Annotated in this window: 10 protein-coding genes; 8 read left to right on the top strand and 2 right to left on the bottom strand. The window is 54.7% G+C overall.

All coding sequences use genetic code 11. The features are described from left to right. The first annotated feature begins 79 nt into the window (after nt 1-79). The 4 genes from E2H98_RS03820 to E2H98_RS03805 all read left to right on the top strand — a co-directional run bounded on the left by E2H98_RS03820 (nt 80) and on the right by E2H98_RS03805 (nt 5,458). Nucleotides 80-1,561: a peptide MFS transporter gene (locus E2H98_RS03820; protein ID WP_133587977.1), complete on the top strand. Its 1,482-nt coding sequence runs from the start codon at nt 80-82 to the stop codon at nt 1,559-1,561. Between the two features lie 127 nt (nt 1,562-1,688). After that, a complete protein-coding gene (locus E2H98_RS03815) occupies nt 1,689-2,672 on the top strand; it encodes a YhdH/YhfP family quinone oxidoreductase (protein ID WP_133587975.1) in 984 nt (327 codons plus the stop codon). Further along, nucleotides 2,663-4,453 carry a M61 family metallopeptidase gene (locus E2H98_RS03810; protein WP_133587973.1) on the top strand — a complete coding sequence of 597 codons (1,791 nt, stop codon included), beginning with the start codon at nt 2,663-2,665 and terminating at the stop codon, nt 4,451-4,453. Before E2H98_RS03815 ends, E2H98_RS03810 begins: the two co-directional genes overlap by 10 nt. A 33-nt stretch (nt 4,454-4,486) precedes the next feature. Continuing rightward, complete coding sequence (locus E2H98_RS03805) at nt 4,487-5,458, top strand: magnesium transporter CorA family protein (RefSeq protein ID WP_133587971.1); 972 nt, start codon at nt 4,487-4,489, stop codon at nt 5,456-5,458. A gap of 16 nt (nt 5,459-5,474) precedes the next feature. On the opposite strand, the gene barA is transcribed toward E2H98_RS03805, so the two are convergent. Beyond that, a complete protein-coding gene (gene barA / locus E2H98_RS03800; RefSeq protein WP_157591233.1) occupies nt 5,475-8,294 on the bottom strand; it encodes a two-component sensor histidine kinase BarA in 2,820 nt (939 codons plus the stop codon). Next, on the bottom strand, nt 8,284-9,126 hold the full coding sequence (locus tag E2H98_RS03795) for a type 1 periplasmic-binding domain-containing protein (protein WP_133587967.1): 843 nt from the start codon (nt 9,124-9,126) through the stop codon (nt 8,284-8,286). The genes barA and E2H98_RS03795 overlap by 11 nt, the downstream gene beginning before the upstream one ends. A gap of 145 nt (nt 9,127-9,271) precedes the next feature. Here E2H98_RS03795 and E2H98_RS03790 point away from each other — a divergent pair, with 145 nt between their 5' ends. From E2H98_RS03790 to mazG, 4 genes are read left to right on the top strand one after another with little or no spacing between them, the layout of a single operon-like run. Further along, the gene (locus E2H98_RS03790) at nt 9,272-10,051 is read left to right on the top strand and encodes a 3'-5' exonuclease (protein ID WP_133587965.1); all 780 of its coding nucleotides are present in this window, start codon (nt 9,272-9,274) and stop codon (nt 10,049-10,051) included. 33 nt (nt 10,052-10,084) lie between these two features. Next, nucleotides 10,085-11,416 (top strand): 23S rRNA (uracil(1939)-C(5))-methyltransferase RlmD, encoded by a 1,332-nt coding sequence (gene rlmD / locus E2H98_RS03785; RefSeq protein ID WP_133587963.1) that lies wholly within the window; start codon nt 10,085-10,087, stop codon nt 11,414-11,416. A 59-nt stretch (nt 11,417-11,475) separates the two neighbouring features. Further along, nucleotides 11,476-13,698, top strand: a complete 2,223-nt coding sequence (gene relA / locus E2H98_RS03780; RefSeq protein WP_133587961.1) for a GTP diphosphokinase — start codon at nt 11,476-11,478, stop codon at nt 13,696-13,698. Between the two features lie 4 nt (nt 13,699-13,702). Next, nucleotides 13,703-14,518 (top strand): nucleoside triphosphate pyrophosphohydrolase, encoded by an 816-nt coding sequence (mazG, locus tag E2H98_RS03775; RefSeq protein WP_133587959.1) that lies wholly within the window; start codon nt 13,703-13,705, stop codon nt 14,516-14,518. Nucleotides 14,519-14,562 lie beyond the last annotated feature (44 nt).

The following is a 14,562-nucleotide window of genomic DNA, read 5'->3' as shown; positions in this document are numbered from 1 at the left end:
GCGTCCTGCGTGGCGCAAATACCTTATTACAACCATGCGTGGCTAACCAACGCTAATAACATTCAGTGGGAGTCAGTTGATGAATGCTCATGTCCCTAAAGGGGAATTCCTCGGCCATCCAAAAGCCCTCTGGAACCTGTTCGGTTCCGAATTCTGGGAACGCTTCATGTACTACGGCATGCGTGCCATGTTGGCTGTGCATGTGGCCGCCGCGTTCTTTGCGCATTTGGGCGGTGCCGAAGCCAATGACGCCGCCAGTAAAACCTACGGTGGTTTTACCGCGCTGGTCTACATGACTGGCATTCTTGGTGGCTTTGTTGCTGACCGTATTCTCGGCTATCAGCGTTCAATCATGCTCGGTGGTGTATTGATGGCAATCGGCAGTTTCATGCTGATGGCGCCAGACTTACAAACCTTTGTCATGGGACTCGCCGTGTTGGTCGTTGGTAACGGTTTGTTCAAGCCGAATATCTCGACGATGGTGGGCAAGCTCTATGAGCCAGGCGATGCCCGTCGTGATTCCGGTTTCACCATTTTCTACATGGGCATCAATGCCGGTGCGCTGGTGGCGCCAATTGTTTGCGCCTCATGGATTGGTGCAACGTACGGTTATCGTTGGGGCTTCCTGTCTGCTGGCGTCGGCATGATTTTCGGCCTGATGGTGTTCCAGATTTTCAAACATTGGCTTGGTGATGTTGGTACAACACCAAAAGGCAAAGAGGGCATGGGCCCACTGGTGCAAGTGCTGATTGGCGCTGCAGTCTTGTCGGTGCCGGTCTACTTCCTGCTCAGTCAAAGCGATCTGCTGGGCGGCGTGCTGATTGTCATGATGCTCGGCCTGGTGGGGTATTTCGTTTACAGTGGTATCGCCAGCGGCTCAAAAGAACAGTTACATCGTTACATCGCGATGCTGATTTTGTTTTTGGCCAACATCTTGTTCTGGGCGTTGTTTGAGCAAGCCGGTTCCTCGCTGAATTTCCTGGCGCGCGATTTTGTCGATATGCCGACAATTTTCGGTTACGAACTGCACTTCACCATTTTCCAGTCGGTCAATCCGGTCTTCATTATTTTGTTGGCGCCAGTATTTGCTGCCCTGTGGCCGATGCTCGACAAAAAAGATTTCAACCCATCCATTCCACGTAAGTTCTCTTATGGCCTTGCTGGCGCGGCGATTGGTTTTTACATCCTGGTATTTGCCATCGAACACACCGTCAATGAAGGCGGCAAGATTTCCTGGATTTGGTTGGCATTGACCTATTTGATTCACACGATGGGTGAATTGTGCTTGTCGCCAATTGGTCTGGCGATGGTCACCAAATTGGCGCTGCCGAAAGAAACCGGCTTGGCCATGGGCGGCTGGTTCCTGTCCATCGCGATGGCAAACTTTGTTGCCGGTCGCGTCGCCGCGATTGCTTCCGGCGGTGGTGCCCACGGCGAGGCCAGCTCGCTGACCCAATATGCCGAAGTGTTCAACCAGTTGTTCTGGGTTGGCATCGTCATCGCGGTGATGTTCTTCCTGGTTTCACCGCTGATCAGAAAGCTGATGCACGGCGTAAAATAAGCACCGTGAATAATCAACAAAGCCCCGCTGGTCGGGGCTTTGTTTTTTTCTGATGCGGCCGAGTGTGCTTTAATTACCGGCACAAAATGCTAAGTGAACAGCGGACTCACCAACAGGAGCGGCAGAAATGAGTTTTCAGGCAATACGCGTCAGCGAAAGCGATGGCAAGGTGCGTGGCGCACTGGTGCAAATGGAACAGCGCGAGTTGACCGCCGGTGAATTGCTGATCGCGGTTGAGTATTCCAGCATCAATTACAAGGATGCGTTGGCGGTGACCGGGCGCGGAAAAATCATGCGCAAGCTGCCGCTGAATGCGGGTATTGATTTGGCGGGCACTGTGCTCGAATCTTCTGATCCCTCATTCAAACCGGGCGACAAAGTATTGGCCAACGGTTGTGGCCTTGGTGAAGCTCATGATGGCGGTCTCGCTGAACGAGTGCGTCTGCCACTCGATTGGGCGATCAAACTGCCGGAAGGGCTCAGCACGTATGACGCGATGCGTCTTGGCACTGGTGGCTTTACCGCCGCTCTGGCATTTCATCGCATGCTGGAAAATGGTCAACATATCGACAAGGGCCCGATCGTCGTTACCGGCGCCACCGGTGGTGTCGGCAGTGTTGCCGTTGCGCTGTTCGCCAAACAAGGTTACGAGGTTATCGCCTTGTCGAGTCGCCCGGAGCATAGCGATTATTTACGTAAACTTGGCGCCAGCAAGGTTTGCACAGTTGAACAACTTGCGCTTGGCAAGCGACCGCTGGAAGCGGCGAAATTTGGTGGTGTCGTCGACAATATCGGCGGTGAAACGCTGGCGCAGTTGCTAGCGCACGTCGATCTCTGGGGCAATGTCGCCAGCATTGGTCTGGCTGACAACGAAAAACTGAACGCCACCGTTTTCCCGTTTATTTTGCGCGGCGTCAGTTTGCTCGGTATCAGTTCGGCCAATTGCCCGATGCCCCTGCGCCGAGAAGTGTGGAAAAAACTGGGTGGGCAATGGCGCTTTGATTTTGATGTGCTGGCCACCGAAACCATCGGGCTTGCGGACGTGCCCGAGGTGGCCAGTGATTTGTTGAACCGGAAACGTTATGGCAGGACTATCGTAAAATGCAGTTGAAAACCTTATTCGCCGGCACGTTGGCGCTGTTGTCATTGGCGGTGCACGGCGCCGATCAAGTTCAGTATCAATTGACGATCACCAATGCCACGCAGCATCTTGCGGAAGTGAAAGTGCATTTCCCGGCCAGCGAAAAAAGTGAAGTGATCGTGCAGTTACCAAACTGGCGCACCGGCAAATATCAAATCCTGCCACTGGCCAATGGCTTGCGTGATGTCCAGGCCATTTCTGCTGATGGCAAAACGCTAGCCATCGAAAAAATCGATAAGTCCAGCTGGAAAATTCAAACGGCGGCCGGGCAAAGTTTTAGTGTGCATTACGAACTGTATGCCAATGAGCTGGGCTCACGCACTCGTCATATCAGCGACTCTCATGCCTACCTCGATGCCAGTGCGGTGTTCGTCTACAACCCGGCAATGCGACCGTTGCCGATCAGCATTACGCTGAACGTTCCGGAGGGTTGGCAATCACGCTCGGGTATGGACAAGGGCGATTGCGAACATTGTTTTGTTGCTCGTGATTACGACCAGTTGATCAGCGCGCCGATCGAAACCGGTATTCACCAGTTTTTCAGCACCAAGGTCGATGGCCGTGATATCGAGCTGCTGATCTGGGGTGAAGGCAATTACGACAGTGCGCAAATGCTGAAGGATTTGGCCGTGATGGTCAAAACCACCAACGCCATGTTCGACTCGTTGCCTTATCAGAAGCGCTATCTGTTCATTGTGCACGCCACCGATGGCGAAGGCGGTGCCACCGAACACTTGAATTCCACAGTGATTCAGCGCCCGCGCTGGAGCTTTGCTCCACGCAAGGAATACCTGAAATTCATGCGCACGGCGGCGCATGAGTATTTTCATACCTGGAACGTCAAGGCCTATCGCCCAGCGGGTTTGGTGCCCTATGACTATCATCAGGAAAATTATTCAAAACTGTTGTGGGTCGCCGAAGGCAACACCAGCTATTTCGACAATCTGTTGACCCTGCAGGCCGGCGTGCAAACGGAAAAGGAATACCTGGAAGAGTTGAACGGTTCGCTGACCCGTTATTTCGATACGCCGGGACGTTTTGAGCAAACGGCCGCCGAGTCGAGCTTTGATGAATGGATTCAACCGAGTGGTGATCGCCATCAAAACGCCGCCGTCAGCATCTACACCAAGGGTGAAATGCTCGGTTTGGTCATGGATTTGAAGCTGCGTCAGGCGAGCAATGGCAAACGTGGCTTGGCCGATGTGCACAAAGCACTGTATCGCGCCCATCGAGTCGAGCAGGGCGGTTACAACAGCAGCGATATGCTGCAGATTCTGCAAGCGCTCAGCGATGATGACTGGCAGGCGTTTTGGCGTGATTATGTCGAGGGTGTCAAGGAATTGCCGCTGTTGGAATTATTGCAAGCAGCCGGTATCGAGCGGGTGGCCGAAAAGAAAGCGGATGATAACAACGCTTTCTATTGGTGGGGCCTGGAAGTTGAGTCGGGTAGCGACAAGGAATTTGCCAAGATCAAATCGGTGTTAAAAGACAGCCCGGCCTGGAAAGCCGGATTGACCAGCTCCGATATTCTGGTTGCCATTGACGACGTAAAAGTCGACGCCAAATCCTTTGCTGCCCGTGCTCAGGATGTCAAGGACAAACCGGTAACCGTGCGGTTTTTCCGCCACGATCGTTTGCGTTCGACAGCATTGACCGCCGAGCCGAAAGCAGCGGAGAAATTCAAGTTGCAAGCCATCGAAAAACCGAATCGCCGACAACAACGCTTGCGTTCGGCTTGGCTTGGCAAATAAGCGGCGAATATTGACGATAGATCGGAGACGTTGATGCTGACGCTATACGATGGTCAGGCGGTACATAGCAAGCTGAATCTGCATCAGCTGGAAAAGTCACGTCTGAACAGTGCGCTGTGGATCGACTTGCATACTCCGGACGCTGCAATCGTCACTGCGCTGGAGGCAGGGCTCGGCATCGATATTCCGACACCGGATGATATGCGCGAAATCGAGACTTCGAGCCGCTTGTATCGCGAGTCCGGTACGCTGTTCATGACCGCAACCATCATTTTCAGCGCCGATACCGAGTCACCGCGCTCGACGCCGGTGACATTTATCGTGCAGCCATCACGGCTGATCACGCTGCGCTATGCCGATCCGAGTCCGTTCCGGCGCATGGCGACGATGTGCGAGAAAGATAAATCACTGCTGCATGACCCAACACGCTTGCTCAGCGAATTGCTCGATGCCATTGTCGATCGCCTGGCCGACCTGCTGGAGCGCACGGCCATCGAGCTCGATGAGTTGTCGGAAAAGATTTTTGCCAGCGGCAAATTGCAGCGACGTGACCCGAGCTATTTTCAGATCCAGTTGCTGGCGCTTGGGCGCAATGCGGATCTGGTCGCGAAAATTCGCGAAAGTCTGAGCAGCATCACGCGCTTGTGCATTTACTTTGGTGAGTCGGAGCGGGTTTCGTCGGTCGAGCAAAAAGAGCGAGTTCAGGCGATACGTGCCGACTTGTCCTCGCTGGTTGATCACTCGAATTTCGTCAACAGCAAAATCCAGTTTTTGCTTGAAGCCGTTTTGGGCTTGGTCAATATCGAGCAGAACCGGGTGATCAAGGCCTTGAGTGTGGCGGCAACGGTGTTTCTGCCGCCGACGCTGATCGCCAGCATTTACGGCATGAATTTTGACTTCATGCCGGAGCTGTCCTGGCCGCTCGGTTATCCGATGGCGATTGGCTTAATGGTGTTATCCGGCTTGCTACCGTATTTGTGGTTACGCAAACGCGCCTGGATTTGAACCGGATTGTGCTCGCTCAGGATTTGGCGTTGGCCAATTTTTCCATCAGCGGCGAAGCGGCCTCCTGCACGCGTTTTATCTCGCTATCGAGCTTGGGCAGCAATTGATCAACGGCGACGCCGTCGCCTTGCTTTATCGCCGTTTCCAATTCGTGGGCGCGCTGTTTCAGCACCGGCACACCGACATAGCAGGTAGCGCCGTGCAATTTATGCACATGGCTCTGCAGCGCTTTCAAATCGCCATCCTCATAACTCTGGCGAATCAGCTGCTGCGACTCCGGCAAACTCTTGATCAACATTTGCAGCATGGTTTTGGCCAAGTCCGGTTTTTGATTGGCCATTTGCAATGACAAGTTCCAATCCACCGCATCGACATTGGTTGGTTGTATTGGCGGTTCGGTGCGGGTATCGGCGCGGCGACGACGCAACCGGCTCGACAAGCGCAAATCCTTGTTCAACCAGCGTTGCAAGGTATCGTATAGCTCCGATTCACTGACCGGCTTGGTCAGGTAATCATCCATGCCAGCTTTCAGCAATTGTTCGCGTTCGCCTTGCATGGCATGGGCCGTCAGAGCGATCACCGGCGTTTCGCGATGCAAGGGATTGGCGCGCAGTGTGCGGGTTGCTTCAATGCCATCCATTTCCGGCATTTGTATGTCCATAACGATTAAATCAAACTCGGTTTCGCGTGCCATGTCGACTGCTTCGCGGCCATTGGTCGCGGCATGAACATCGGCGCCCATGTCTTCCAGCAGCGTGCACAGCAACTCGAGGTTGGCTTCGTTATCGTCCACGGCCAGTACCCGGCAACTGAGTGCTTCGCGGCTGATCGGTTCTGCCGGTATGTCCGGACGCTGGCGTTGCAGTTCAAAGAATTGGCTCAAGGCATTGAACAAACGGCGCTGGGCAATCGGTTTGCTCAGTGTGCTGTCGATGCCCCATTTCAGCATCGTGCTTGGATCGACGCTATCGATATTCGGACCTGCCAGTAATACGCGGGCACCAAGTTTGTCGTGCACCAGATGGGAAATGCGCGACAACATATCGCCGGTTTTTTCGATATGAATATTGCCGCCAATAATCACCGCATCCAGTTTTTGCTCCTGTTCGACAATCTGCAGCGCGTGGGTGTGCAAGGATGAGATGTTGTCGAACATCGTGCTCATCATTTTCCACGAGGTCAGCAGATGGCCGAGCGCCAGTTGCGCGGTGGGATGCGGTTCGTAAACGAGTACGCGTTTGCCCGCCAATTCGTTGTTGTGACGAATGCCAGTGTAGGCATCGGCCGATTTCTCACAGCGCAAAGTGAACCAGAACGTCGAGCCGACACCGAACTCGCTCTCCAATCCAATTTCCCCGCCCATCTTGTCAACCAGGCTGCGGCAAATCACCAAACCCAGTCCGGTGCCGCCGAAACGGCGCGTTGTCGACGTGTCGGCTTGCTGAAATGCCTGGAACAATTGTTTTTGCTGTTCTGGGGTGAGGCCGATGCCACTGTCTTTGATGTGTATCGCGATGACGGCGGCATCATCGTCTTCCTGTTCCAACATGACGCGGACTTCCACCGAGCCCTTGGCAGTGAATTTGACGGCGTTGGTGACCAGGTTCAGCAATACTTGTTTGACCCGCAGCGTATCGCCGAGCAGGTTTTGCGGCACATCGGAATACACCAGCGGCACCAGTTCCAGCGATTTGTCGGCGGCCGTCGGGGCCAGCATCGTCAGCACATCGTCAACGACTTCACGCATATCGAGCGGCGCTTTTTCCAGCACCATTTTTCCGGCCTCGACTTTCGAGAAGTCAAGAATGTCATCGACGATAGCCAACAGGCCCTGCGCCGAGCGGCGAATGGTGTTCAGGTATTCGCGCTGCTTACCGGTCAAATCGGTTTTCAACAGAAGATTGGTAAACCCGATCACACCATTCATCGGCGTGCGAATTTCATGACTCATATTGGCCAGGAATTCGGATTTGACGCGCACCGCTTCAATCGCCTGTTTGCGGGCGATATCGAGTTCGACGTTTTGTACCTCGATCGTTTCCAGTGTCTGGCGCAGATCGGCGGTGGCCTGATCAATATTTTCATGCAGTTCTTCATGAGCCTGCTGCAGCGATTCGGCCATCGAATTGATACCGTTCTCCAACACTTTCAACTCGCCAGTGGCGCCGGTATTGACCTGGGTATCGAGCTTGCCGTCCTTGATCGCGTGCACGGCTTGCGCCATTTGAATAATCGGCACAATGACTTTGCGCGCCATGCGCAGCGCCAGTACAGCGCCGACAATCGCCGCGATGACGACAACCAATACCGCATAAGCCAGCGTCTGAAACACCGCCAGGGTTTCCCGCTCATTGGTCATCATCACAGCGACTTCACCGATAATCGGCCGACCCGCTTGCCGGGCATCAGGCGCATCGCGCAGCGACACCACCGGGCCAAGCACCGGCGCGCGGATGATAAAGCCGCTTTTCACTTCGCGATTCTGCAGAAAACGGTTCGGTTCGCCTTCGCTGGCGTTCAGGGCAAAATCGGCGGCACCAGTGCGCGCCATCAATCGGCCGTCGCGGTCGAACACCGCAATGGCGGCGACGTCATCGTCGCTGTCGCGTGCGCTCAGAATCAGATCGCTCAGTTGTTGTTCGTTGGCGGCAGCGATGCCAAATTCGCTGGCGTAGGCGAGGTGGCGGGTAATGGTTTGGCCGCGTTGCAACAGCGATTTGGTCGAATCCGCGACGTGTTCACGGACAAACAGGATCAGCAACAAGGTCGAAATCAGCAGCACAGGAATCACTGCCAGCAGAACGATTCGACTGCGTACGCCCCAATCAGTGCCCATGCATTGCTTCCTGTGATGTGGTGGCCGCCGTGGCCAGACTGCGCAAGGTTTGGTAATTAAACTCGATATGCACCGGCAAATCCACGTCAAACGATTGCGGTTGCCGCAACAAACGCTGTGCGGCCCGCGCCGTTTCCTGCAGGCGAATCTCTTCGGTAATGCTGACGCTGATCGCCGCACCGAGCTGCAACCACTGTGGATTGTCGGTGACCACCGGCTTGCCCCGGCGCATCGCCTGTTCCAGCAATATCGCGGCGATGCCGTCGTTCAACACCGGTTGTTGCAATAGCATGATGCTGCTGACCCGTGGCAACAACAGCGGAAACACCCGTGCCGGCTGTTCACCGGTACGAATCAATAATGGCTGTAATGACGGCGAACCGGGCGGCAACGCCTGCTGCCAGCGCCGAAACGTCGTGCCGCTGTTCGGGCCAATCAACAGCCCTATCGTCTGTAATTCTGGAAACTGGGTGCTGAGCGCGGCCAGCATTTGCGTTGGCGCTGGTTCGAACCAGAGCAGCGCGTGGCCCGTTTTCGTCGGCGCTTCGATGGTTAGTGCGTAACGCGAACAGCGCTGATAGACATGAAGTGTCTGTGCGGCTTTTCCGGATGACGCGGTGGAGTCCTGCTGCATGGTGCAATGCGGCCAAATCGCCAATCGGGCTTCCGATGGCTGCGCCACCCGCTTCAAGGCTTGTTCGCTGCCTTGCTGCCAGTAGCGGACAAAACGTGACCACTGTTCTTCAGTCCCCTGCCAATACACCGGCAATCCTGCTGCGGCCAATGGTGTAGCGCTGCAGAGCAGAATCAGGAACAGGTGCAGGGCTTTCAAAATACGTCATTCCGGCCGAGTTGATACTTGCGTCTATTATGACCAAAAAAACGACAGTTCGGACAGCGCAACGGCAGCAATCACTGCCGGCTGGCGGCCAAATCCGGTAAACTGCCCGGCTTTTCCTGCTTGGATCGGCTCAGCCATGAATCATCTGGTTTTCGATATCGAAACCGTGCCCGATGTGGCCGGCCTGCGTCGTCTGCATGGGCTCGATGGTCTCAGCGATGACGATGTCGTTGCCGCCGCCAAGTTGCTGCGTCGGCAGAAAACCGGCGGCAGTGATTTTCTGCCGCTGCATTTGCAGCGTGTGGTCGCGATATCGGTGGTGTTTCGTAGCCAGGACAAACTGCAGGTCTGGAGCATCGGTGATGAACAATCCGATGAGCCGGAATTGGTGCAACGCTTTTTCGATGGCATCGAAAAATTTTCGCCGACGCTGGTGTCCTGGAATGGCGGCGGTTTTGATTTGCCGGTGCTGCATTACCGGGCCATGTTGCACAAGATTGTCGCGGACCGTTACTGGGAAACCGGCGACAGCGACAACAGCTTCCGCTGGAACAATTACATCAATCGTTATCATGAGCGTCACAGCGACGTCATGGACATGGTCGCGATGTTCCAGGGCCGAGCTGTGGCGCCGCTCGATGAAGTGGCGAGTCTTTATGGCTTCCCCGGCAAGATGGGCATGAGCGGCGCCAAAGTCTGGGACGCCTTCAAGGACGGCGAAATCGCCGCGATTCGCAACTACTGTGAAACCGACGTGCTGAACACCTGGCTGGTCTATTTGCGCTTCGAGCTGATGCGCGGCCATCTCGATCAGCCGATGTACAACAGCGAAATCGAACGGGTCAAACAGTTTCTCGCCCAGGAAAATAAGCCTCATTTCGAGGAATTTCTTAACGCCTGGCAACCACACGCCTGAGCGTCTGCTCAATTGAATTTTTAGAGAGTATTCATGATTAAGAAACGCAAAGTTCTGCCATCGGAAACGCCAACGGTAACCATTGAAAAGCTTGGTCACGATGCTCGCGGCATTACCCATCTTGATGGCAAGATTGTGTTTATTGACAATGCGCTGCAAGGCGAGCAACTGAAGTTTCAGTACACCTCGACCCGCTCCAAATTTGATGAAGGTGTCGCCATTGAGATTCTGACTCCTTCGGAAGATCGTCAGCAGGCGCGTTGCCCCCATGCCGTGTTGTGCGGCGGTTGTTCGCTACAACATATGAAATCGAGCGCGCAAATTCGGGAAAAGCAGGCAACGATGCTGGAGCAGTTGGCCCATTTCGGCAATGTTCAGGTGCCGGAAATTCTCTCGCCGCTGACCGCTGAACCGTTCAATTACCGGCGCAAGGCGCGCATGGGCGCCAAGTACGTCGAGAAAAAAGGCGGCGCGCTGGTTGGCTTTCGGGAGAAGCGTTCGAATTTTCTGGCAGCGATCAATGAGTGTCATGTGCTGCACAAGGTTATTGCTGATCAAATCCCGCGCTTGCGCGAGCTGATTGCCGAATGCGACGGCCGTTTTGAAATTCCGCAATTGGAAGTGGCTGTCGGCGATGATGCTGCAGCGATTATTGTTCGCCATCTGAAGCCCTTGAGCGAGGCCGATCACCGCCGTTGGCTGATGTTTGCCGAAAGCACCGGCATTCATCTTTACTACCAACCGAAAGGGCTAGACAGCGTGCATAAGGTCTGGCCGGCCGATGGTCTGGAAAGGCTTTGCTACCGGCTGCCGGATTTCGAGCTGGAAATGCGTTTTCATCCGCTCGACTTCACCCAGGTCAATTTCGAAATCAACCGTCAAATGGTCACCCGCGCGATCAATTTGCTCGACGTGCAGCCAGAAGAACGGGTGCTCGATCTGTTCTGCGGCCTCGGCAATTTCACGCTGCCGTTGGCCCGCCGTGCCCGAGAAGTCGTTGGCGTTGAAGGTGATGAGGCGCTGGTTCAGCGCGGTATCGAAAATGCCACCCACAACAAGATCGACAATGTGCGCTTTTACGGCGCCGATTTGACCAAGGACATCACCAGCCATCCTTGGGCAAAAGAAGGCTTTGACAAGATCCTGATCGACCCGCCGCGTTCAGGCGCTCTGGAAGTGGTGCGCGAGCTGGCCCGATTCAAGGCCAAGCGTGTCGTTTACGTTTCCTGCAACCCGGCAACGCTGGCTCGCGATGCTGGCGAATTGACTAAACTGGGATACCGGCTCAGCAAGGCCGGCGTCATGGACATGTTCCCGCACACGACCCATGTTGAGTCGATGGCGGTGTTCGAGCGCAAGAACTGAATCCGACGGAAAGCGTCCAAAAGCCCACGGCTTCGACGCTGAGGTAAGCACCAGCAATCATGGTTAAAGTTCGCGAAGATTTTCCGTTAACCGGCGATGGTGCCATCGATATTGATCGCTGGCTCAGTCGCATCAATATCCAGCGCGAGCCAGAGCAGATGAATCTGCTCTGCAAAGCGATCGAGTTGGTGATCACCCAGCACTGGGATTGTGTGACCGATTTGGGGCTTTCCTGTTTCGAGCAGGGACTGGCCGTCGCCGAGATCCTGGCCAGTTTGAATCTCGACACCAACACGCTGACCGCTGCGGTCATTTCGCCCAGCGTACAATTCGGTGAGCTGTCGCTGGAGCATGTCGAAGAACTGCTCAGCAAACCGGTCGCCGAACTGGTTGCCGGTGCGCTGCGCATGGAAGCCATCCGTTCTCTGCAAGATAGCAAGAACGACGGCAAGCTGACGGCATCGCAAGGTGACAACCTGCGCAAAATGTTGATCGCGATGGTCGACGATACCCGCATCGTGTTGCTGAAGCTGGCCGAGCGGATCTATTTGCTGCGCGCGATCAAAGACAAGCCACGCGATGTGCAACTCCATGTTGCCAGCGAAACCCGGGAAATCTTTGCCCCGCTGGCCAATCGTCTCGGCATCGGTCAATTGAAGTGGGAATTGGAAGATCTCTCGTTCCGTTATCTGAATGCCAGCGAATACAAGGAAATCGCTTCGCATCTGCATGAAAAGCGCCTTGACCGTGAACAATATATCAAGCGCGTTATTCAAACGCTGGAAAGCGAATTGCAGAAAGCCGGCATCAACGGCGAAGTCAGCGGCCGGGTCAAACACATTTATTCGATTTGGCGCAAGATGACGCGCAAAGGCGTCGGTTTTGAAGAGATTTATGATGTGCGCGCTGTGCGCATTCTGGTACCAGAGATTCGTGATTGTTATGCGGCGCTCGGCATTGTTCATTCCTGTTGGCAGCATATTCCAAAAGAGTTTGACGATTACATCGCGACGCCGAAAGAAAACGGTTATCGCTCGCTGCACACGGCGGTAATTGGCCCGGAAGGCAAGGCCTTGGAAGTGCAGATTCGCACCCATCAAATGCATCAGGAATCGGAGCTTGGTGTCGCCGCCCATTGGCGTTACAAGGAAGGTGCTGGTGTCACCGCGCCCAGTACCCAGGATTCAAAAATTGCCTGGCTGCGGCAATTGGTTGAATGGCAGGAAGAAGTGGCCGACTCGAACGCCTTGCTCGATGAGTTCCGTCATGAAGTTGTCGATGATCGGGTTTACGTATTTACGCCCGATGGCAACATCATCGACCTACCGGCCGGCGCTACACCGGTCGATTTTGCCTATCACGTTCATACCTCTGTTGGTCATCGTTGTCGCGGAGCCAAAGTCAATGGCCGCATTGTGCCGCTGACTTATCAGCTGCAAACCGGCGAGCAAGTGCAAATTCTGACGGCGAAAGAAGGCAAGCCCTCACTGGATTGGTTGAGCCCGCATCTGGGTTATGTGCATTCGCATCGAGCCCGCAGCAAAATCCAGAATTTTTTCCGTCAGCAAAACCGCGAACAGAATGTTCAGGAAGGCAAGGAAAACTTCGAGCGCGAACTGTCTCGTCACGGCTTGAGCAAAGTCGATTTGCTGCCGATTGCCCAGCGTTTCAATTTGCATTCTGTCGATGATTTGTACGGCAATATCGGTGCTGGCGATATTGGTTTGGTGCAGGCAACCAATGCCGCGCTGGCGCTGTATTTGCCGAAACAAGAGGAGAGCGAATCACTGGCGCCGGTACTGCGCTCAACCACCAGCCCGGAAAAAGTCGGTGGCATCAGCGTGCTCGGTGTCGACAACTTACTGACGCATACCGCCGGATGCTGTCGCCCGGTTCCCGGCGATCAAGTCATTGGCTACATCACCCAAGGTCGCGGTATTTCGATTCACCGCGCCGACTGCGCGCATATCCAGCGCGCTCATGAGGAACGGCCAGAACGCCTGGTTGAAATCGACTGGAGCGCGGATAAGGCCTCGCTTTATGTCGTCGACTTATTGATCGAGGCCACCGATCGTCAGGGTTTATTGCGTGATGTGACGACACTTGTCGCCAATGAGCGCATCAATGTCTCCGGGATGAGCACAACGACCAACAAGAAAACCCAAATCTCGATATTGGGTCTGCAAGTTGAAGTACGTGATGCGTTATCGCTGTCCCGCCTGGTTGCACAACTGGCGAAACTGCCCGGCGTGATGTCCGTGCAGCGCCGTTCGGATGGATAACAGCATGTCAGAAATCACCAACTGCAAAACGGGAATCGAACGGCTGTTACAGGTCATGAAACGTCTGCGCGACCCGGAACATGGTTGCCCCTGGGACAAGGAACAAACCTTCGCCACGATAGCGCCCTATACGATCGAGGAAGCGTACGAAGTGGCTGATGCCATTGCGCGCGAGGATTGGCCGGATTTGAAAGGCGAACTCGGCGACTTATTGTTCCAGGTCGTGTTCTACGCGCAAATGGCCAGCGAGCAGCACTGGTATGACTTTGATGCGATAGCGCACGCGATGGCTGATAAGCTCGAACGTCGCCATCCCCATGTATTCGCCGAAGGCGAATACCAGTCACACGAACAACTGCATCAGGACTGGGAAAAACGTAAAGCGGCCGAACGTGAGCAACGCGCGCAAAAACGTCAACAAGAAACGGTCAGTCTGATGGATGACATTCCACTGGCATTACCGGCATTGATGCGAGCCCAGAAAATCCAGAAACGTGCTGCCAGCGTTGGTTTTGACTGGCCGGACGTCGACGGTGTTTTCGAGAAAATCCACGAAGAACTGGCAGAGCTACAGCAGGCGATGGCTAATCAGTCTGCTGAGGAAATCGAAGAAGAGCTCGGCGATTTATTGTATTCGGTAGTCAATCTCGCACGACATCTAGGCGTCAAGTCAGAAACGGCGCTGGCGAACAGCAATGACAAGTTTGTTCGTCGATTTCAAGACATGGAGCGGACGGCCGCGCAAAAGGACCGCTCGTTATCTGAAATGAACGCCGATGCACTTGAACAACTTTGGCAGCAAGCCAAGCGAAACGCCTGAGAGAAAAAAACGGGCGCCGAGGCGCCCGTTCTGTTGTGCAGGAT

Source organism: Permianibacter aggregans, from assembly GCF_009756665.1.
In the GTDB taxonomy this organism is placed as follows: domain Bacteria; phylum Pseudomonadota; class Gammaproteobacteria; order Enterobacterales; family Permianibacteraceae; genus Permianibacter; species Permianibacter aggregans.
This window is presented reverse-complemented; position numbering and strand designations above follow the sequence as displayed.

Bases quoted from the DNA above. Each gene is read 5' to 3' on its own strand.
- E2H98_RS03820 (WP_133587977.1), top strand. From the start codon at position 80: ATGAATGCTCATGTCCCTAAAGGGGAATTCCTCGGCCATCCAAAAGCC.
- rlmD (WP_133587963.1), top strand. From the start codon at position 10,085: ATGATTAAGAAACGCAAAGTTCTGCCATCGGAAACGCCAACGGTAACC.
- E2H98_RS03805 (WP_133587971.1), top strand. From the start codon at position 4,487: ATGCTGACGCTATACGATGGTCAGGCGGTACATAGCAAGCTGAATCTG.
- relA (WP_133587961.1), top strand. From the start codon at position 11,476: ATGGTTAAAGTTCGCGAAGATTTTCCGTTAACCGGCGATGGTGCCATC.
- barA (WP_157591233.1), bottom strand. From the start codon at position 8,294: ATGGGCACTGATTGGGGCGTACGCAGTCGAATCGTTCTGCTGGCAGTG.
- E2H98_RS03810 (WP_133587973.1), top strand. From the start codon at position 2,663: ATGCAGTTGAAAACCTTATTCGCCGGCACGTTGGCGCTGTTGTCATTG.
- E2H98_RS03790 (WP_133587965.1), top strand. From the start codon at position 9,272: ATGAATCATCTGGTTTTCGATATCGAAACCGTGCCCGATGTGGCCGGC.
- mazG (WP_133587959.1), top strand. From the start codon at position 13,703: ATGTCAGAAATCACCAACTGCAAAACGGGAATCGAACGGCTGTTACAG.
- E2H98_RS03815 (WP_133587975.1), top strand. From the start codon at position 1,689: ATGAGTTTTCAGGCAATACGCGTCAGCGAAAGCGATGGCAAGGTGCGT.